The sequence below is a fragment of the Aestuariimicrobium sp. p3-SID1156 genome, assembly GCF_025144225.1.
GTDB lineage: Bacteria > Actinomycetota > Actinomycetes > Propionibacteriales > Propionibacteriaceae > Aestuariimicrobium.
This window is the reverse complement of the sequence record NZ_JALXXB010000004.1, coordinates 1-18,365: the sequence shown is the minus strand read 5'-3', so window position 1 is coordinate 18,365 and position 18,365 is coordinate 1. Positions and strand designations below refer to the sequence as shown.

General features: G+C 66.7%; 17 protein-coding genes, 1 tRNA gene and 1 pseudogene. 8 read left to right on the top strand and 11 right to left on the bottom strand.

What is annotated here, in order from left to right:
* Positions 1-13: 13 nt before the first annotated feature.
* Both M3G03_RS06480 and M3G03_RS06475 read right to left on the bottom strand, forming a co-directional pair.
* Positions 14-355 carry a DUF4233 domain-containing protein gene (locus M3G03_RS06480; protein ID WP_259808874.1) on the bottom strand — a complete coding sequence of 114 codons (342 nt, stop codon included), beginning with the start codon at positions 353-355 and terminating at the stop codon, positions 14-16.
* A complete protein-coding gene (locus M3G03_RS06475) occupies positions 352-1,779 on the bottom strand; it encodes a folylpolyglutamate synthase/dihydrofolate synthase family protein (RefSeq protein ID WP_259808873.1) in 1,428 nt (475 codons plus the stop codon). Before M3G03_RS06475 ends, M3G03_RS06480 begins: the two co-directional genes overlap by 4 nt.
* 127 nt (positions 1,780-1,906) lie before the next feature.
* Between M3G03_RS06475 and M3G03_RS06470 the strand changes: the two genes are divergently transcribed.
* The 4 genes from M3G03_RS06470 to M3G03_RS06455 all read left to right on the top strand — a co-directional run bounded on the left by M3G03_RS06470 (position 1,907) and on the right by M3G03_RS06455 (position 6,674).
* A complete protein-coding gene (locus M3G03_RS06470; RefSeq protein ID WP_396121908.1) occupies positions 1,907-2,443 on the top strand; it encodes a DoxX family protein in 537 nt (178 codons plus the stop codon).
* Between the two features lie 25 nt (positions 2,444-2,468).
* Positions 2,469-3,371, top strand: coding sequence for a DsbA family protein (locus tag M3G03_RS06465; RefSeq protein WP_259808872.1), 903 nt, complete (start codon positions 2,469-2,471; stop codon positions 3,369-3,371).
* A gap of 216 nt (positions 3,372-3,587) precedes the next feature.
* Positions 3,588-6,158, top strand: a complete 2,571-nt coding sequence (gene valS / locus M3G03_RS06460) for a valine--tRNA ligase (RefSeq protein WP_259808871.1) — start codon at positions 3,588-3,590, stop codon at positions 6,156-6,158.
* Between the two features lie 105 nt (positions 6,159-6,263).
* Complete coding sequence (locus M3G03_RS06455) at positions 6,264-6,674, top strand: hypothetical protein (protein ID WP_259808870.1); 411 nt, start codon at positions 6,264-6,266, stop codon at positions 6,672-6,674.
* A gap of 69 nt (positions 6,675-6,743) precedes the next feature.
* Here the strand turns inward: M3G03_RS06455 and M3G03_RS06450 are convergent, their stop codons facing one another.
* The 8 genes from M3G03_RS06450 to M3G03_RS06415 form a co-directional block, all read right to left on the bottom strand.
* Entirely contained in the window at positions 6,744-8,615 is a 1,872-nt protein-coding gene (locus tag M3G03_RS06450) for a long-chain fatty acid--CoA ligase (RefSeq protein WP_259808869.1), read from the bottom strand.
* 137 nt (positions 8,616-8,752) lie between these two features.
* Positions 8,753-9,550 carry a carbon-nitrogen hydrolase family protein gene (locus tag M3G03_RS06445; protein WP_259808868.1) on the bottom strand — a complete coding sequence of 266 codons (798 nt, stop codon included), beginning with the start codon at positions 9,548-9,550 and terminating at the stop codon, positions 8,753-8,755.
* 11 nt (positions 9,551-9,561) lie between these two features.
* Positions 9,562-10,866 carry an ATP-dependent Clp protease ATP-binding subunit ClpX gene (clpX, locus tag M3G03_RS06440; RefSeq protein ID WP_259808867.1) on the bottom strand — a complete coding sequence of 435 codons (1,305 nt, stop codon included), beginning with the start codon at positions 10,864-10,866 and terminating at the stop codon, positions 9,562-9,564.
* Between the two features lie 142 nt (positions 10,867-11,008).
* Positions 11,009-11,659, bottom strand: a complete 651-nt coding sequence (locus M3G03_RS06435) for an ATP-dependent Clp protease proteolytic subunit (RefSeq protein ID WP_311197497.1) — start codon at positions 11,657-11,659, stop codon at positions 11,009-11,011.
* A gap of 17 nt (positions 11,660-11,676) precedes the next feature.
* Positions 11,677-12,285 (bottom strand): ATP-dependent Clp protease proteolytic subunit, encoded by a 609-nt coding sequence (locus tag M3G03_RS06430; RefSeq protein WP_259809045.1) that lies wholly within the window; start codon positions 12,283-12,285, stop codon positions 11,677-11,679.
* A 145-nt stretch (positions 12,286-12,430) separates the two neighbouring features.
* Positions 12,431-13,756 (bottom strand): AI-2E family transporter, encoded by a 1,326-nt coding sequence (locus M3G03_RS06425; RefSeq protein WP_259808866.1) that lies wholly within the window; start codon positions 13,754-13,756, stop codon positions 12,431-12,433.
* A gap of 164 nt (positions 13,757-13,920) precedes the next feature.
* Positions 13,921-15,582, bottom strand: coding sequence for a trigger factor (gene tig, locus M3G03_RS06420; protein WP_259808865.1), 1,662 nt, complete (start codon positions 15,580-15,582; stop codon positions 13,921-13,923).
* Positions 15,583-15,905: 323 nt separating this feature from the next.
* Positions 15,906-15,979: transfer RNA gene (locus M3G03_RS06415), tRNA-Gly, on the bottom strand.
* Positions 15,980-16,423: 444 nt separating this feature from the next.
* On the opposite strand from M3G03_RS06415, the gene M3G03_RS06410 reads away from it, so the two are divergent.
* From M3G03_RS06410 to M3G03_RS12930, 4 genes and pseudogenes are all read left to right on the top strand, one after another.
* Positions 16,424-16,792, top strand: a complete 369-nt coding sequence (locus tag M3G03_RS06410; protein ID WP_259808864.1) for a hypothetical protein — start codon at positions 16,424-16,426, stop codon at positions 16,790-16,792.
* Positions 16,793-16,829: 37 nt separating this feature from the next.
* Complete coding sequence (locus tag M3G03_RS06405; protein ID WP_259808863.1) at positions 16,830-17,141, top strand: hypothetical protein; 312 nt, start codon at positions 16,830-16,832, stop codon at positions 17,139-17,141.
* A 149-nt stretch (positions 17,142-17,290) separates the two neighbouring features.
* Positions 17,291-17,719, top strand: coding sequence for a hypothetical protein (locus tag M3G03_RS06400; protein ID WP_259808862.1), 429 nt, complete (start codon positions 17,291-17,293; stop codon positions 17,717-17,719).
* A pseudogene (locus M3G03_RS12930) lies at positions 17,716-17,922 on the top strand (hypothetical protein); the annotation flags it as partial. The gene M3G03_RS06400 and the pseudogene M3G03_RS12930, both read left to right, overlap by 4 nt.
* 194 nt (positions 17,923-18,116) lie before the next feature.
* Here the strand turns inward: M3G03_RS12930 and M3G03_RS06395 are convergent.
* Positions 18,117-18,365, bottom strand: a 249-nt coding sequence (locus M3G03_RS06395) for a cadmium resistance transporter (protein WP_259808861.1), incomplete at its 5' end; no start/stop codon positions are given.

Below are 18,365 nucleotides of genomic sequence, written 5' to 3'. Positions count from 1 at the left end.
GCCGCCCGGTCCGTCAGGCAGTGGGTCGCTGCTCGATGCGGCGGCCCATCACGAAGCTCATCACCCAGATGGCCAGGAAGACGATGCCGACTGCGTACATCATTGAGGTCATCAGCCCCATCGCGACAGCGCCGAGCTGGACGAGCCATCCCAGTGGGTAGCCCCAGGACTTTGTGAGTCCCCCACTGGCCAGGATCGCGGCCACACTTGCGGCGCCCACCGCGAGCAGGACAGGAGTCCAATCCAGATGCTCCACCAGGACCATGCCGGGGAGGGCCAGCAGGAAGACCAGGACCTCGAAGATGAGGATCATCTGCATGGGCCGGTTCATGGGGTTGTCGGGACGCAGCCTCACCAGTCCGACTCACTTTCACTCAGCGACGGGACGTCTGCCCTCGTCGGTCCCACGCGCAGGATCGAGTCGTGTGCGGCCTCTGCCTGCTCACGCAACTTGCCCGGCAACAGGATGGCCCGTGCCTCCCCGGCGGCGATCACCGAGCCAATGACCAGCACACCCGCCGACGCGCCGGTCTGGTCTGCGATCGACAGGGCAAGCTCGAGGGCCTGGTCCATCGTGGGTGCGCTGTCGACCCGGGCAGTCCCGAAAATGCCTTCGGCGACCTCGACCAGCTCAGCCACGGGCATGCCGCGGTCGGTCGAGCTCACGGTTGTCACCACGATGCGATCCAAGGTCTGCGAGAGCAGGTCCAACACGGTGTCGATGTCCTTGTCGCGCATCATCGCCACCACGCCGATGAGCGGCTGGAAACCGTAGGCCTCCTCGGCCGCAGCGAGTGTCGCTCGGACGCCGTGGGGGTTGTGGGCGGTGTCGACTACCACCGACGGGGAGGTCCGCATGAGTTCCAGCCTGGCCGGCGCCTCGAGCGCGGAGAACGCGTCGCTGATCACCTCGGCCTCCAGCGGGTGGCCCCCAAGGAATGCCTCGACTGCAGCCACGGCCTGGGCGGCGTTCGCGGCCATGTGCTCACCGTGCAGCGGCAGGTGGAGGTCACCCACCGGTCCACCCGCCGTGTTGATCCGCAGCACCTGGCCCCCGACCGCGCGTTGACGTTCGAACAGACCGAAGCCCGGACCCTCCAGCACTGGCATCGCACCGACTTCCGCGCAGCGCTCCATCAGGACGCGCGCAGCCTCGGGCTGCTGACCGGCGATCACAGCCGTGGCGTCGGGCTTGATGATGCCTGCCTTCTCGGTGGCGATCGCGGCGATGGTGGTGCCCAGATGGTTGGTGTGGTCAAGATCGATCGGGGTGATCACGGCGACCTGGGCGTCGGCGACATTGGACGCATCCCACGTGCCTCCCATGCCGACCTCGAGGATGATCACGTCGACGGGGGCGTCCGCGAAGGCGGCGAAGGCCATGCCGGTGATGACCTCGAAGAAGGTCATCGGGATCCCGTCGATCTGCTGTTCGTCGACCATCCTCACCATCGGCTCGACCTGCGCCCAGATCTCGTCGAAGGTCTGCGGGGCGATCGGCTCCCCGTCGATACAGATGCGCTCGGTCACATCGGTGAGATGCGGACTCGCGGTACGTCCGGTACGGAGCCCCTGCGCACGAAGCAGCGCATCGATCACGATCGCGGTCGACCCCTTGCCGTTGGTCCCCGTGACCTGGATCACGGGGGCGCTGCGCTCGGGGTTGCCCAGGAGGTCGCACAGGGCCCGGACGCGTGCCAGCCCTGGGCCGATGCGGTGTTCGGGCCAGCGGGCCTGGAGCTGGGCCACCAGCTCGGTGTGGGTGGGGGTGTTCGCCATGATGGCGCCATCCTAGTGCGCGCCGCCCGGACATCCCCATGGCCGGAGCGAGCCGCGTCGACGTGTGCGGTGCCCGCCGCGGAGCGCTGCATCCGTGCGTCCTTGGGGTTGCCGATATGATCACCGTGTGCCCGCCACCGACACCGCAAGCATCGAGGACGCCGACTTTGACGCGGACCTCAGTTCCCCGCGACCCAGCTGGAAGGATTGGGTCGGCCTGCTGGCGCGCCTCATCCTGGGCGGCGTACTCCTGGTCGCAGGCCTGACCAAAGTCGGGTCGCTGGAGCAGAGTGTCGACGCCGTGCGCGCCTACCAGCTGCTGCCCTACGACCTGGCGAAGTACATCGGCTATGGCCTGCCCATCTTCGAGATCATCCTGGGCGCCATGATCATCGTCGGCTTCCTGACTCGCTGGACCGCGCTGCTCGGCACGCTGTTGATGGCGGCCTTCGTGTTTGGTATCGCCTCGGCCTGGGCACGTGGCCTGACGATCGACTGCGGCTGTTTCGGTGGGGGCGGCGAAGTGGCCGCGAGCCAGACCAAGTACCCGCAGGCGATCGCCCGGGACGCCGGCTTCATGCTGGCTGGCCTCTGGCTGATCATCCGACCCCGCAGCAGGTTTGCGGTCGACAACTACCTGTTCCCTGACGAAGACTTCTCCTGACCCCCACCCGAGAACGAGGACACGAATGAGCACGAAGAAGCCGGCCAGCCAGGAAAGCGGCAAGAAGACCGCCGCGAAGAAGTCGGGAGCGCGCGCCGCAGGGGCGTCCGAGTCGCGTCGTGAGGCCCTGCGCCAGCAGCAGGCCGCGCAGGCCCGCTCGCAGCGCAATTCGCGCATCATGATGATCGTCGCCGGCATCGTGGCGCTGGCCATTCTGGCTGTCGTGGGCACCGTCATCTGGCAGGACCAGGCCGCCAAGCGAGAGCGCGAACGCCTTGAGGCGGGCAGTCAGATCACCCCGCCCAATGCCGCGGACAAGGAGGGCGTGGGCGGCATCACGGTCAACCCGAAGACCGCCGACAAGGCCAAGTACACGATGGACCTGTTCATCGACTACCAGTGCCCCTACTGCGCTGAAACCGAGAAGGCCTACGGCGCGGTGTGGAAGGAGCTGGCCGATGAGGGCTTCATCAAGCTGCGCGTCCACACCATGACCTTCATGGACGAGAAGACGAAGACCGACCACTCCACCCAGCTCGCCATCGGCGCCGCCTGTGCCGACACCCGCGGCAAGTACTGGCAGTTCCACACGGCAGCGTTTAACAACCAGAACGCCACGATGCCGCTGTACACCGACGAGGTGACCCAGAAGACCGTCCCGCAGGAGGCCGGCCTCACCGGCGCCGACCTCGACGCCTGGAAGAAGTGCTTCGAGAACAAGTCGACCGCGACCTTCGTCCGATTGGTCGATGAGCAGTCCGGCAAGCAGGGCGTCACCGGAACCCCGACCCTCAAGATCAACGGCAAGAACCCCCAGATCAAGGACGCTGACGGCAAGGACGTCGCCTGGTGGACCGAACTCGACCCGAACACCCAGGCCACCACTGCTGACTGGAAGAAGCTGATCGAGAAGCACGCCAAGGCCTGATCTCCTGACCCGAACACTGGACGCCCCTGCCTCGCTGCGGGGGCGTTCTGCGTCCCCGGGGGTCTGTGTCCCGGCGCTCGCCATGTGCTGCCTCTGCGGCAGCACCTGCTGAGTGTTCGCCATGTGCTGCCTGTACGGCAGCACATCGCGAGTGGCGAAGAACACCCTCCCGAAAGCGATTCGATGCCACTGGTCACCTTCACTAGGCTTGGACGCATGACTGACCCCGCGAACGCGACCGCTCCCGACGCCCCGATCGTGAACCTGCCCGAGAAGCCGGTTCTGGAAGGTCTCGAGGCAAAGTGGGCGCAGGTATGGAAGGCGAATGAGACCTTCGCGTTCCGGCGTCCGGAGACCCGCGAGGACGTGTTCTCGATTGACACTCCCCCGCCGACCGTCTCCGGGTCGCTGCACGTGGGCCACATCTTCAGTTACACCCACACCGACCTGATCGCCCGCTACCAGCGGATGACCGGCAAGCGCGTCTTCTACCCGATGGGCTGGGACGACAACGGCCTGCCCACCGAACGCCGCGTGCAGAACTACTACGGGGTGCGCTGCGACCCCTCGGTGCCCTACGACTCCGACTTCACTCCCCCCGCCAAGCCCGACCCGAAGAAGCAGGTGCCCATCAGCCGCCGCAACTTCATCGAGCTCTGCCACGAGCTGACCGCGATCGACGAGCAGGCCTTTGAGGACATGTGGCGACAGGTCGGCCTGTCGGTCGACTGGAACACTCTCTACACGACCATCAGCGAAGAGTCCCAGGTCGTGGCCCAGAAGGCCTTCCTGCGCAACCACGCCCGCGGCGAGGCCTACCTCTCCGAGGCTCCCACCATGTGGGACGTCACCTTCCAGACCGCGGTGGCCCAGGCAGAGCTCGAGGCCCGCGAGTACCCGGGCGCCTACCACCGCGTGGGCTTCTCGCGCCCGAACGGGGAGAAAGTGTGGATCGAGACCACCCGCCCGGAGCTGATCCCTGCCGTCTGCGCCCTGGTCGCCCACCCCGACGACGAGCGCTACCAACCGCTGTTCGGTACCACCGTCAGCTCCCCCATCTTCGGGGTGGAGATCCCGGTCCTGGCCCACGAGGCCGCCGAGAAGGACAAGGGCGCCGGCATCGCGATGTGCTGCACCTTCGGCGACCAGACCGACGTGACGTGGTGGCGTGAGCTCAACCTGCCCACCCGCACCGTCATCGGACGCGATGGCCGCCTGCTGCGCGAGACCCCCGAGTGGCTCACCCACGCCGACTTCTACGGCGAGCTCGCCGGCAAGACCACCTTCAGCGCCCGCGAGGCCATCGTGGGAAAGCTCCGGGAGACCGGCGAGCTGGACGGTGAGCCCAAGCCCACCCAGCGCATGGCCAATTTCTACGAGAAGGGCGACAAGCCGCTCGAGATCGTCTCCACCCGCCAGTGGTACATCACCAACGGGGGACGCTCCGATGACCTCAAGGAGCAGCTCCTGCGCCGGGGCGACGAACTGCAGTGGACTCCTGAGCACATGCGCCACCGCTACTCCAACTGGGTCAACGGCCTCAACGGCGACTGGCTGATCAGCCGCCAGCGCTTCTTCGGCGTCCCCTTCCCCGTCTGGTACCGCCTGGACGAGGACGGCGAGCCGAACTACGACGAGCCGATCATGGCCGAGGAGGCCTCGCTGCCGGTGGACCCGCAGTCGCAGTGCCCGCCCGGCTTCGACGAGTCCCAGCGCGGCGAGACCGGCGGCTTCATCGGTGACCCGGATGTGATGGACACCTGGGCGACCTCCTCGCTGAGCCCGCAGATCGCCACCGGCTGGGAGCGTGACCCCGAGCTGTTCGAGCTCACCTTCCCGATGGACATGGCCCCGCAGGCCCACGACATCATCCGCACCTGGCTGTTCAGCCGGGTGGTGCGGGCGAACTTCGAGAACCACAGCCTGCCCTGGAAGCGTGCCACGATTTCCGGCTTCGTGGTCGACCCCGACCGCAAAAAGATGAGCAAGTCCAAGGGCAATGTGGTCGTCCCCACCGAGATCCTGGACAAGTACGGCGCGGACGCGGTGCGTTGGCGCGCTGCCATGGCGCGTCCGGGCCTGGACTCGCCCTTCGACGAGACCCAGATGAAGGTGGGCCGCCGCCTCGCCATGAAGGTGCTCAACGCGTCAAAGTTCGTGCTCGGCTACGGCATCACGGACGCCGAGGTGACCAATCCGCTCGACCTCGCCATGCTGGCTCAGCTCGCCCAGGTGGTCACCACCGCGACCAGCGCCTTCGAGGACTTCGACTACACCTCCGCGCTGGAGACGACCGAGTCCTTCTTCTGGCGTTTCTGCGATGACTACCTCGAGGTGGTCAAGGAGCGCGCCTACGGCGCCCAGGGTGAGGAGGCCGCCGCTTCCGCGCGTGCTGCCCTGCAGCAGGCGCTGGACGTGATGCTGCGCCTGTTCGCGCCCTTCCTGCCCTTCGTCACCGAGGAGGTCTGGTCCTGGAGCCACTCCGAGTCGGTGCACCACGCCCCGTGGCCGAAGGCCGAGGAACTCACGACCAGCGGCGACCCGGCCGTGCTGGACGCGGTCGAGGCCGCGCTGGTCGGCATCCGTGGCGCCAAGTCGACCGCCAAGGTCTCGATGAAGACCGAGGTGGCCCGGGCAGTGTTCAGCGGCCCCGAGGCCGATGTCGAGCGACTGACCAAGGTCGAGGGTGATCTTCGGGCGGTCGGCCGCATCACCGGCGACGCGGAATGGATGGTCAGCGACCAGCCCATCGCCGTCGAGGTCGAGTTGGTCCCCACCGAAAGCTGACCCCGGAGCAGCCCGCCGCACCCCTCGGCAGGCTGTCCGCGGTGTTCTGACATCGTCGAAGTGCGTCGCAGCGTTCCGCAGGCGGCGCACTTCTACACTGGGAGCATGGCAGCAAAGAAGCTCGACAAGAACCAGATCGCCGCGATCAGCAGCCTGATCGTCGTGGGCACCAAGGGCGCAGCCGAGGTCTGGGACGTCATCAACAAGGACGACCGCATCAGCAACACGATCCGCAATCTGGGCGGGCAACTCGCCCACGCCGTGAGCAGCGGCAGCCCCCAGGCCCGCCTGGAGAAGCAGCTCGACCTGATCGAGGAGTACTCCTTCAAAGCCGCCGAGCGCCCCGAGCAGGCCGGTGATGCCACCCGGTGGCTCCGTCAGGCCAGCTCCATCCGCGAGCGCCTCCCGCTGGTGGCCAGCATGAAGGGACGTTCCGGCAAGAACACCATGCGTGAGCTGCAGCGCCGGACTTCCGACCTGCTCGGGGAGATCATCAGCCGCGACCTCGACGACTGACCAGCCGTCCACACCACCACGGCCGCCCGGATGATCCGGGCGGCCGTTGCGCAGGTGCGGTGGAGGGGGCTACTTGCGGTACAGGTCCTCGATCACCGGCGCCATGTGCTCGATGAACTTGGGCCGCTTCAGCTTCATCGTGGGGGTGGTGTAGCCGGCCTCCTCGGAAACGTCGACCATCACGGCAGCGAAGTCATTGATGCGCTCGGCGTGGTTGCCTCCCTTGTTCGCCTCGGCCACGACCTCCTGCAGTGCGGCCCGCAACTGCTCGTCGGTGACCACCTCGCCGGGCACCGCGGGCAGCTTCTGGTCCCACTTGGACGCCAGGTCGGCGCGATTGTTGGCCTTCGCCCACTCCGTGACACCTTCGTGGTCCAGCACCAGCAGCGCCACTGGATGCGGGCGCTTGTCGCCGACGACGACCGCATTGGCGACCAGCGGGGAACGATCCACGATCCCCTGCCAGCGCTGCGGGGAGATGTTCTTTCCCGAATCGGTGATGATCATGTCCTTGGCGCGACCGGTGATCTTGAGGCGCCCGTCGGGCAGAAGCTGGCCCAGGTCACCCGTGGGGAACCAGCCGTCCTCGGTGAAGTTCTCCGCCGCGTCACTGTGGTGGTACCCAGCGAACACACCCAGCCCCTTGGCCTGGATCTCACCGTCGGGCGAGATGCGCACCGAGCTGCCCGGCATCGGGATGCCGACGCTGTCGCACTTGGCCCGGTGGGGTCGGTTGACGGTGATCGGGGCGGTGGTCTCGGTGAGCCCGTAGCCCTGCAGCACCTCAATGCCCGCACCCATGAAGAACTGCCCGAGCTCGGCATCCAAGGGGGCCGCGCCTGACACGAGGTATTCGAGCTTGCCACCCATGGTCTGGCGGATCCTGGAGTAGAACAGCTTGTCGAACAGGGCATGCTGGAGCTTCAGCCCCAGCCCGACGGGGCTGGGCTCGCCATTGTTGCTCCGCTCCAGGTGCTGGCCCCACGCGATGGCCACCTTCTGGGCGCGGTCGAAGACCTTGCCCATCTTCTTCTCGTCGGCACCCTTGCGGACGGCGGCGAGCACCTTGCTCATCACGCGCGGCACGACCACCATGAAGGTGGGCTGCGCTGCCGCCAGCACCGGGACGATGCGACTGGCGTCGCGGACGTGGGTGGTTTTGGCGCCTCCCCAGTAGACGGCCAGCTGCACGAAGCGGGCCAGGATATGGGCCAGTGGGAGCAGCAGCACGGTGCTGGCCCCGTCGTAGAAGATCTCGTTGAGCTCCTCGGTGGCGTTGACGCACAGATGCGCCAGGTTCCCGTGGGTGATAGCGGCACCGCGCGGGTCGCTGATGGTGCCCGAGGTGTAGACCAGGGACGCCACGGTGTCCGGGCGCGCAAGGCTCTCGCGCTCACGCACCTGTTCGTCGGAAACGTCCTTGCCGCTGGCTCGCAGCGCGTCCATGCTGTTCTCGACGTCGCCGGTCATGCGCCATATTCCGGACGCCAGAGGCCCGCCATTGGTCTCGGCGGCTGCGGCGAGCAGCTTGCCGTGGCGTGCGGTTTCGCCGAAGGCGAGCTTGGTGTCGGAGTCGCGCAGGATGAAAGCGACCTGGTCCTGGGAACTGGTCTCGTAGATGGGCACCACGACCCCTCCGACGAAAAGGGTGGCGAAGTCGCAGACGGTCCACTCGTAGCGGGTGGCGGACATGATGGCGACGTGGTCGCCCACCTGGATGCCCTGTGCGATCAGTCCCTTGGCCACGGCCACGACGTCAGCCACGAACTCGGTGGTGGTGACGTCATGGTAGGTCTTGTCGCGGAGCACCGCATAGGCGACCTGTTCTGGGGCGATCTCGGCACGCTTGCGGATCAGGTAGGGCACGTTGGGGACGTCATCGACGTCCACGAGCAGGGGGACGGACTTCTCCTCCATGGGGACCTCCGGATGGTGGGGCATTCTCCAGAACTCTAGTGGCGCTGGCTGTTGCCGTGCAGGAGCAGGGCTCTGAGGTCGAAAGGCTGTGGTTGTGGGAACCCCACATCCGCGGGCACTCAGCCCCTGGGACCCAGCCCGAGCCACCCCGCCCCACACATTCACCGCAGCGGCACGAGCTGTCTGGCCCGGTCCACCTCGGCCAGGTCGACCTCGGTGGCCAACAGCCCGTCCTCGCCGCCCAGCTCGGCCACGACCTCGCCGAGTGGACCGGCGACCATGGAGTGGCCGGCTCCCAGTGGCCTGCCGCCGTCATCTCTCGCCGGGTTCGCCGACTGGTCAGCGGTGACCAGGAAGGCCTGCGCATCCATGGCGCGGGAGCGGATCAGCAGTGACCACTGCTCGACCTTTGCCGGACCGTCCTGCCAGGATGCCGGGACGCACAGAAGTTTCGCCCCTGCCCTCCTCAGCGCCACGAACTGCTCGGCGACGCGGACGTCGAAGCAGGTGGACAGCCCGATCGTCGTCCCGAGGGCGTTGAAGGTCACCAACTCCTGGCCCGGGGCCACTGTGCGCGACTCCTGGCTGCTGTGGGCGTCGTAGAGGTTGATCTTGCGGTAGGCATGGAGTTCCTGGCCGTTGGTGGCGACGGCGGTGTTGAACACTCTTCCATCACCGCTGGGTTCGAAGACCCCCGCCACGAGCCACAGCGCGCTGTCGGTGGCGATCTGGCGCAGCCGAGTGACGAAAGGGCCATCGAGGGGCTCGGCGAAGGGGGCCAGCTTGGTGGCGAAGTTGACCATGGTCGCCTCAGGGCAGACCAGCAGCTGTGAACCATGGTCGGCCGCACGGCGCGCCCAGCGCTCGACCGCGAGCAGGTTCTCCTCCGGATCCCGCGTGCTGCGGAACTGGGCCGCAGCCACCCGCACGGTGGGTGCCTGGCCCGACGAGGCACTCATTGGCTGCGTCCTCAGGCGCTCATCTCGCCGCCCTTGCCACGCGACTTGCCGCGGGGGGCCAGCTTCGCGCGTGGCAGGAGCTTGGGCGACTCGGTGCCATTGATGGCCTCGGCCGTGACCAGGATTCCGGCGACATCGTCATCGCTGGGCACCTCGTACATGACCTCGAGCAGGGACTCCTCCAGGATGGCGCGCAGGCCACGGGCGCCGGTCCCGCGGAGCAAGGCCTTGTCGGCGACCGCCTCGATGGCCTCCTCGGTGAACTCCAGCTGCACGCCGTCGAGTTCGAACAGCTTGCGGAACTGCTTGGCCAGCGCGTTGCGCGGCTCCTCAAGAATCCGCATCAACGACGTCTTGTCCAGCGGCGAGACGGTGGCCATCATCGGCAGACGGCCGATGAACTCGGGGATGAGACCGAACTCGTGCAGGTCCTCGGGAGTCACCTGCGAGATCAGGTCCGCGTTCTCGACCTTGCGACTGGTCGCATCGTTGTTGAAGCCCAGGGGCCGTTTGCCGACACGCTGGCCGACGATGTGCTCCAGGCCCGCGAAAGCACCACCCACGATGAACAGAATGTTGGTGGTGTCGATCTGCAGGAACTCCTGGTGCGGGTGCTTGCGCCCTCCCTGCGGGGGTACCGCGGCAACAGTGCCCTCAAGGATTTTCAGCAGAGCCTGCTGCACGCCCTCACCGGAGACGTCGCGGGTGATCGAGGGGTTCTCCGCCTTGCGGGCGACCTTGTCGATCTCGTCGATGTAGATGATCCCGGTCTCGGCCTTCTTGATGTCGAAGTCGGCGGCCTGGATCAGTTTGAGAAGGATGTTCTCCACGTCCTCGCCGACATAGCCCGCCTCGGTCAGGGCAGTCGCATCGGCCATCGCGAAGGGAACGTTGAGCATCTTCGCCAGGGTCTGGGCGAGGTAGGTCTTCCCGCAGCCGGTGGGGCCGATCAGCAGGATGTTGGACTTGCCGAGCTCGACGCCGTCGTCCTCGGCGCGGCGGGCCGGAGTGCTGGACTGCACCTGAACCCGCTTGTAGTGGTTGTAGACCGCCACAGCCAGGGTCTTCTTCGCCGAGTCCTGCCCGATCACGTAGGTGTCGAGGAACTCGCGGATCTCCCGAGGTCGCGGCAGCTCGTCGAGAAGGCCGACGTCGCTGGCCTCGGAGAACTCCTCTTCGATGATCTCGTTGCACAGGTCGATGCACTCGTCGCAGATGTAGACGCCTGGTCCGGCGATCAGCTTCTTCACCTGCTTCTGCGATTTGCCGCAGAACGAGCACTTGAACAGGTCGCTGCTCTCACCAATACGGGCCATGACGTCCTCCTCTCCCCTGGTTGGGCCACTCACCCGGCCGGGATCCGTGGAACCTCCGTTCCATGAACCCTAACCCGTCGGGAACGCACCCCATGGGCACGCCACCCGAACGGATCAAAGTCTCCACCGGTGTGAACGCTGGTCAGTCCTGGATGTCCTTGAGCGAGGTCAGGACGTCGTCGATGATGCCGTACTCCACTGCCTCTTCGGCGGTGAGGTACTTGTCGCGCTCGATGTCCTTGCTGATCTTCTCCACCGGCTGGCCGGTGTCCTTGGCGAGCATGTTCTCCATGAGCTCACGGATGCGCAGGATCTCCTTGGCCTGAATCTCCAGGTCGGAGGACTGGCCATAGCCGCCCTCGGTGGCGGGCTGGTGGATCAGGATGCGGGAGTTCGGCAGGGCCAGGCGCTTGCCCTTGGTGCCGGCCGCAAGCAGGACCGCCGCCGCAGAGGCGGCCTGGCCCAGGCAGATGGTCTGGACGTCCGGCTTGATGTAGCGCATCGTGTCGTAGATGGCGGTCAGCGCAGTGAACGAGCCGCCGGGAGAGTTGATGTACATCGAGATCTGGCGATCGGCGTCCATCGATTGCAGGCAGAGCAGCTGGGCCATGACGGCATTGGCGATGTCATCGGTCACCGGGGTGCCGAGGAAGATGATCCGGTCCTCGAAGAGCTTCGTGTAGGGGTCGACTCGGCGCACGCCGTAGCTGGTGCGCTCCTCCCACTGGGGGATGTAGTAGTCCATCGAGGGACCGGCCGGGGCGGTGCCACCGGGAAGGAAAGGCGTGGTCATGGTGGTCCTCACTGGAGTCACTGGTTGGGGGCGTCGGTCTTGATCTGGCTGGCGCGCTCGTAGACGTGGTCAATGAACCCGTACTCGAGGGCCTGCTCAGCGGTGAACCAACGGTCGCGGTCGGAGTCGGCCTCGATCTGCTCGACGGTCTGGCCGGTGTGCTGGGCGATCAGTTTGGCCATCGTGCGCTTGATGTGCAGCGACTGCTCGGCCTGGATCCGGATGTCGGAGGCGGTGCCACCCAGGCCACCGGAGGGCTGGTGCATCATGATGCGGCTGTGTGGCAGGGCGAAACGCTTGCCCGGGGTGCCGGCCGAGAGCAGGAACTGGCCCATCGAGGCGGCCAGGCCCATGGCAACCGTGGCGACGTCATTGGAGATCCACTGCATGGTGTCGAAGATGGCCATGCCGGAGTCGACCGATCCGCCGGGTGAGTTGATGTAGAGGTAGATGTCCTTCTCGGGATCCTCCGCATTGAGCAGGAGCATCTGCGCGCAGATGGCGTTGGCGTTCTCATCCTTGACCTCGGAGCCGAGGAAGATGATGCGGTTGGCCAGCAGCGCCTGGTAGACGTTGTCGGACATCCCCATTCCGGGATTGGCGGCAGCGCGCAGCGGTGCGGCCATGGCCGCAGCGGCACTGGTCATGTCTGGAGTGTTCACGCTCTCGAACCTACCCGGTCGCACCGACAAAACCGGAGTGTTGGCTCCTTGTTTTCGCTGGGGGCGAGCGGAGCCCGCGGCACGCCGGCCCCCACGCCCCGCGAAGGGCTCAGTTGCTGTAGTGCACCGGTTCGGGGTCGATGGCGTCCTGCGGCCGCGAGGAGATCAGCGCGTTGACCCAGCGGGTCTCGGGGTCCGGGTCGACCAGGAAGGCCTTGACCAGCAGCGAGGCGGGGAGCGCCAGCAAGGCGCCCAGGGGGCCCAGGACGGCGGTCCACAACAGCAGCGAGATGAACGAGAGGGTGGGGGTCAGTCCCACCGCATTGCCCGCGAACTTCGGCTGGATGATTGACTGCACCACGAAGTTCAGCACTGAGTAGGCCACCACCACCGCGATCGCGGTCTTGGGCCCGTTCGCCAGCAGAGCCAGCAACGCCGGGGGCACCAGTCCGATCACGAAACCGATGTTGGGGATGTAGTTGGTCAGGAAGCTGAAGATCGCCCACACCAGCGCCAGCGGGACCCCCAGCCCCAGCAGCACAGCCCCGTCCAGGATGGCCACGATGAGTCCGAAGACGGTGGTCACGACCCAGTAGCGGCGAATGCCCTGGGCGAAATCGCCCAGCGAGTCCACGAAGCTGGAGTGGGTGGTGCGAGCCAGCTGCAGTCGCTCGTGGATCTCGGGGGTGTCCATTATCATGAAGATCATCGACGTGAGGATGATCAGCACCATGCTGCCCACCGAGGAGACATTGGAGAGCAGCCCGGCAGCGAACCCCGCCACCGACTTGGGGTCGATCTGCTTGATCTGCTTGGCGATGTTCGCCTCGTCCAGACCAAGGCGGGCGAGCTGGTCGATGATCTGGGTGTAGAACTGGTTGAACTGCTCGGAGTACTCAGGCAGCTTGTCCACCATCGACTGCACCGACCAGTACATGCCGTAGAGAAAGAGCGCGAGGATCGCGACCACGGTGAGGCCCGTGACGGTGGTCGCAACGGCCTTCGGGACGCGGTAGCGGGTGAGCAACCGGTAGAGCGGATAGGCCGTGATCATCAAGTTGAGCGTGAGGAAGATGGGGGCCACGAAGCTGGCGTAGTTGTGCATCATCGTCAACGACAGGCCGATGCCGGCCAGACCGAGGACGACCTTGAGCAACTTGTTGGAACCACCGCGCTCGGCGCTCGGCTGGTCGCCCGCCGGCGAAGTCGACGCCGACGGGGGCGGGGTCGAAGGGGACACCTGCCGGGCAGCCGCACGGGCAGCCTGCTGCATGTGCTTCTCTGCCTCCGCCTTCACCACGTCTCCGCGGGTTGCACCGGTTGCGGCGGGACGGTTCGCGGGCCCGGCATCGGGGCTGGGACGCTCGGCAACTGGCGCGGGGGCGGAATCGCTCCGGTCGATGCGCTTCCTGACGATCTCGGAAAACCGGCTCACTACTGCTCCTTCACTGCGTGGGTCGGGCGACCGCGTTCCATGGTCTCAGATCGAGGGGCGCCTGCCGGGCTTGCGTGCATGACATGAGCCAAGAAATGGACGCCTGCCGCACCCCTCGGGATGCGGCAGGCGTCCACTGTTCGGCGGCGCTTGGCTCAGGGAGCTCAGGCCTCGTCGGAGACCTCGGCCTTGTCGGCAGCGCCACCCTCGGTGGGAGCCTCGCCCTGGTCGGCGGCCGCAGCCTTCGTGGTGGCGGCCTTCTTGGTGGCGGCCTTCTTCGCAGCCGCCTTCTTGGCTGGCTTCTCCTCGGCGCCCTCGTCAGCAGCGCCACCCTCGGTCGGGGAGTCACCCTCGTCCTCGCCAGCAGGCTCCTGGGAGGCGGCAGCCTTCTTCGGAGCGGCCTTCTTGGTGGCGGCCTTCTTCGCAGCCGCCTTCTTGGCCGGCTTGGTGGGAGCCTCGTCGGCCGAATCCTCGTCGTCCCCCTCGGCCAGGGTGCCATCTTCCTGCAGGCGGGACAGCTCGACGACGTTGCCGTCGGCGTCGGTGACGGTGGCGGCGTTGACCATGTGGGCCAGCGCCTTGTTGCGGCGGATCTCAGCCATCCACTCCGGGGCGTGGTTGTGCTCCATCATGTGCTGCATCTCCTGCTCCGGAGTGGAGCCGGACTGGGCAGCCTTCTGGAAGAGCAGCTGGGTGAGCTCCTCCTGACCGACCTGGAAGTTCTGCTCCTCGGCAAGCTTGTCAAGCACGACCTGGGCGCGCAGGGCGTCGTGGGATCGCTTCTGAATGGTGGCCCAGAACTCCTCGGGGGTCTTGGCCTCCTCCTCCTCGACCTCCTCGAGGTAGCGCTCGACAGTCAGGCCGGCCTGGGCGAGCTGGGAGTTGATCTGCTGCTGCCGGGCCTCGAAGTCGCCGGCCACCAGGGACTCGGGCAGCTCGAAGTCGACCTTCTCCAGGATCGCCTCGAGGACCTTGTCACGGGCGGCGCCGGCCTGCTCGAGACGGGCCTGGCGGAGGATGGCCTCGGCCAGGTCGGCGCGCATCTCCTCGGCCGTGTCGAACTGGCTGACCATCTGGGCGAACTCGTCGTCGACCTCGGGCAGCTCCTGCTCGGCGACCTTGGTGACGGTGAGCTCGATGTCGCATTCCTGGCCCTTGAGGCTGCCGCCGACCAGGGTGGAGGTGAAGGTCTTGGACTCGCCTGCCTTGAGGCCGGTGGCGGCCTCGTCGAGGCCTTCGAGCATGCCGCCGGAGCCCAGCTTGTAGGTGATGCCGGAGGCCGTGGCCTCCTCGAGCTTCTCACCGTCCTGCGAACCGACCAGGTCGAGGGTCAGCACGTCGCCCTCCTGGGCGCCGCGGTCGACCTCGGTGGTGGTGGCGAAGCGCTGGCGAAGCATCTCGAGACGCTCGTCGAGCTGGGCCTCGTCGGACTCGAGGTTGGGGACCTCTGCGGTGATGGTGGAGAAGTCGGGCAGGTCAAAATCGGGACGCACGTCGACCTCAGCGGTGAACTCGACGAGCTCGCCGTCCTCCAGCTTGGTGACGTCGACCTCGGGCTGGCCGAGCGGGAAGATGCCCTGCTCCTCCACCGCAGCGGCGTAGGCCTGCGGGAGGGACTCGTTGATGGCCTGCTCGAGGACCGCACCGCGTCCGTAGCGCTGGTCGATGATCGCCGCGGGGACCTTGCCCTTGCGGAAGCCGGGAATGTTGACCTGGGCGGCAATGTCCTTGTAGGCCTTGTCGAGGGCCGGCTTGAGGTCGCTGAACGGCAGCTCGATGGTGAGCTTCACCCGGGTGGGGCTGAGCTGCTCAAGAGTGCTGGGCACGTGTTCTCCTGGATCGTCTTCGGGTGCCCCCGCGCGCAGCACTGGTGCGCACAAGGTTGGACCGTGCAATGGGGTCTGACCGTGCAATCCTAGCGATGCCCGCTCGGAGCCACCAACCATCGGCGCACCCTTCCTTGGCGCTCGCCATGTGCTGCCGCACAGGCAGCACATCGCGAGGGGCGCAGGGGACGCCCCCCGGCAGGGAGCTACTGGCGTCCGCGTCAGGAGTCGAGATCGTCCCTGGTGGCCCCAAAGAGCAGCGGGGCGGCTGCCACGAGCTGACAACGCAGAACGCCCGTGGCGCAGTGCCACGGGCGTCCGGGTGGAGCGGATGACGGGAATCGAACCCGCGTAGCTAGTTTGGAAGACTAGGGCTCTACCATTGAGCTACATCCGCATGCCGTCTCGCGACGGCGCACCAAGTATGCCACGTGATCGCGCGAGAATCATGTCGAGCGCGCTCAGGTGTCCAGATCGATGACCTCGACATCGGCCGGTTCGTACTTGACCTGAGCCACATCTCGGACTCCCCCCATGGCGCAGGAGCAGCGACTTGTGCTGCTTGACGCGAAACTCCAGGGGTTTCCGTTGATCGGTCGTGTGCCCACTGCTCCTTGCCCGCCTGCCAACGGGACCAGCGGCGCGTCTGGTGGTACTTGACCGCGATCGGGTAGAGCCACGGATGGCGTTCTGACAAGGGCGCGCCGACATGGAGTCGGGTGGGCAGTTCGAACGGGGTAACGGCTTCAGGCGCGGAGGTCATGTCCCCCATTACGTCGCGGGCGGGGGGCAGGGTGCGTCGACGCGGGGCGCCCCGGAGACGTTCGATACGGCAGGCTACGTGGCCGTGCTCGACGGTGCTCGGGCAGCCGGGCCGGAGACCGTGTACGCGCCGGCGTTCGAGCGAGACCTGGAGCAGCCGCTGGCCGGGGCGATCGCGGTCGAGCCCGGCGTGGAGTTCGTCATCACCGAGGGCAACTACCTGCTGCTCGACCAGGGGCCGTGGGCGGGTGTGCGCGATCGGCTCGACGTGGCGTGGTTCGTCGAGGTCGACGACGAGGTGCGCCGTGAGCGGCTCGTGGCGCGTCATGTCAGGTTCGGCAAAACACCCGAGCACGCCGAGGCGTGGGTGCGCGAGGTGGACGAGCCCAACGCCGTGTTGGTCGCAGGCTGCCGGGAGCGCGCAGACCGGGTGGTGCGCGGGGACTGACGCGTCCTGTGTGCCTGGCGAGTGCAACGATGGGGCCATGAACCGGCGACGCAGGACCCTGTGGACCCTCGTGCTGGCCCTCGCCACCGCGGCGCTTCTCGCAGCGGTCGCTTTCTTGCAGATCTCGCATGAACTCGGCAAGGACGGCGGCCCGTGCACGGTCGAGTTGCAGTATCTGGATCGGGAGCGCTGCGACCAGTGGCGGGCGGAGCAGGCGCTCTATCCGTGGACGGTGATCGGGGTCTGCTTCGTGGTGTGGCTGGGGGGCCTCATCGTGTTCCAGTGGCTGCTCTGGCGCCACCTGAGGCGGCGAGAAACGCGAGACACGCCACCACGTGGACGCGATTGAACCAGCCCAGCGGCCTGCCCTGCGACAGATTGCCCGGGTCGGGGCCAGCACGCGGATTCGACATCAGATTTCGCCTCGCCTGGATGTCGAGGATTCCGCCCCGGCTCCGACTCATGGGTGACACACCGTCACACCACCATGGAGGAGTCATGACAGACACGAAGATGACCACGCTGGAGTCCCTCATCGGCACGTGGAGGGTTGAGGGGGGCGCCGAGGGCACCGCCACGTACGAGTGGCTTCCGGGCCAGCACTTTCTGTTGCAGCACGTCGACCTCACCCAGGACGGCCATCGAATCCAGGGTCTCGCGGTGATCGGGCACCTGCGTCCTTTCGGTGAAGGGCCGAGCGCCGACATTCATTCCCGCTTCTATGACAACTCGGGCAACACGCTCGACTACGTCTACGGTTTTGACGGGTCGACGCTGCACATATGGGCCGGGGAGGCGGGCTCTCCGGTGGTGTACACCGGAACGGTGAGCCCGGACGGCAACCAGATCGTCGGAGAGTGGGACTATGCCGGGCAGGGCGGTTACCGTGCCACCATGACCCGCGTCGAGGAAGGATCACACCGATGAAGTACCTGTTGCTGGCCTACACCGGCGCGAGCCAGTGGGATGAGCATTCGGTGACCCAGGAGGAGGTCGCCAGGATCTGCCGCGAGTACGCGGCTTTCGAGGACGACCTGCGCCGGCGGGGCGAGTTCGTCGCTTCTGAGGGGCTGGCCGATCCTGGGCTGACCATGACTCTGTCCCATTCCGGCAATGAGGTCGTGGTGTCGGATGGCCCCTTCCTTGAGACGCGTGAATCGCTGGTCAGCTACGTTGTGGCTTCGTTCGCTTGGTGGCGGGGTATTTGCAGCGCTCCGTGGCGGTCTTGTTGCCGCGATCACGCAGGACTGGCTGCAGGTAGGTGTCGCGGTCTGAACCGAGAGGGGTGCGCCCGGTCGGGGCCGTTTGGATCGCTGCCGCTACGTCAGAGTCCGAAGGCTCCGCCGCTGACGAGGATCACGATGCCGAGGCCGATGAGAACGATGGGGAAGAGGATGTGCTCCCAGCGTTCGAGCACTTCGGCGATCGGGGGGCGGGTGGCGACGAACTTTGCCAGGGCCACCAGGACCGCGACGAGCGCGAGGAAGACGATGCAGTAGGCGACTACTGCGAGAGGTTCCACGCTGAGGAAGACAGGGGTGTAGACGCCGATGTTGTCGCCACCGTTGGCAAG

What these genes read in the sequence shown, in the direction of transcription:
- M3G03_RS06445 (WP_259808868.1), bottom strand. Translation starts at nt 9,550, where the DNA reads ATGAGTGCCTCGTCGGGCCAGGCACCCACCGTGCGGGTGGCTGCGGCC.
- M3G03_RS06450 (WP_259808869.1), bottom strand. Translation starts at nt 8,615, where the DNA reads ATGCCCCACCATCCGGAGGTCCCCATGGAGGAGAAGTCCGTCCCCCTG.
- M3G03_RS06435 (WP_311197497.1), bottom strand. Translation starts at nt 11,659, where the DNA reads ATGACCACGCCTTTCCTTCCCGGTGGCACCGCCCCGGCCGGTCCCTCG.
- M3G03_RS06400 (WP_259808862.1), top strand. Translation starts at nt 17,291, where the DNA reads ATGACAGACACGAAGATGACCACGCTGGAGTCCCTCATCGGCACGTGG.
- valS (WP_259808871.1), top strand. Translation starts at nt 3,588, where the DNA reads ATGACTGACCCCGCGAACGCGACCGCTCCCGACGCCCCGATCGTGAAC.
- M3G03_RS06475 (WP_259808873.1), bottom strand. Translation starts at nt 1,779, where the DNA reads ATGGCGAACACCCCCACCCACACCGAGCTGGTGGCCCAGCTCCAGGCC.
- M3G03_RS06430 (WP_259809045.1), bottom strand. Translation starts at nt 12,285, where the DNA reads ATGGCCGCACCGCTGCGCGCTGCCGCCAATCCCGGAATGGGGATGTCC.
- clpX (WP_259808867.1), bottom strand. Translation starts at nt 10,866, where the DNA reads ATGGCCCGTATTGGTGAGAGCAGCGACCTGTTCAAGTGCTCGTTCTGC.
- M3G03_RS06455 (WP_259808870.1), top strand. Translation starts at nt 6,264, where the DNA reads ATGGCAGCAAAGAAGCTCGACAAGAACCAGATCGCCGCGATCAGCAGC.
- M3G03_RS06465 (WP_259808872.1), top strand. Translation starts at nt 2,469, where the DNA reads ATGAGCACGAAGAAGCCGGCCAGCCAGGAAAGCGGCAAGAAGACCGCC.
- M3G03_RS06405 (WP_259808863.1), top strand. Translation starts at nt 16,830, where the DNA reads ATGAACCGGCGACGCAGGACCCTGTGGACCCTCGTGCTGGCCCTCGCC.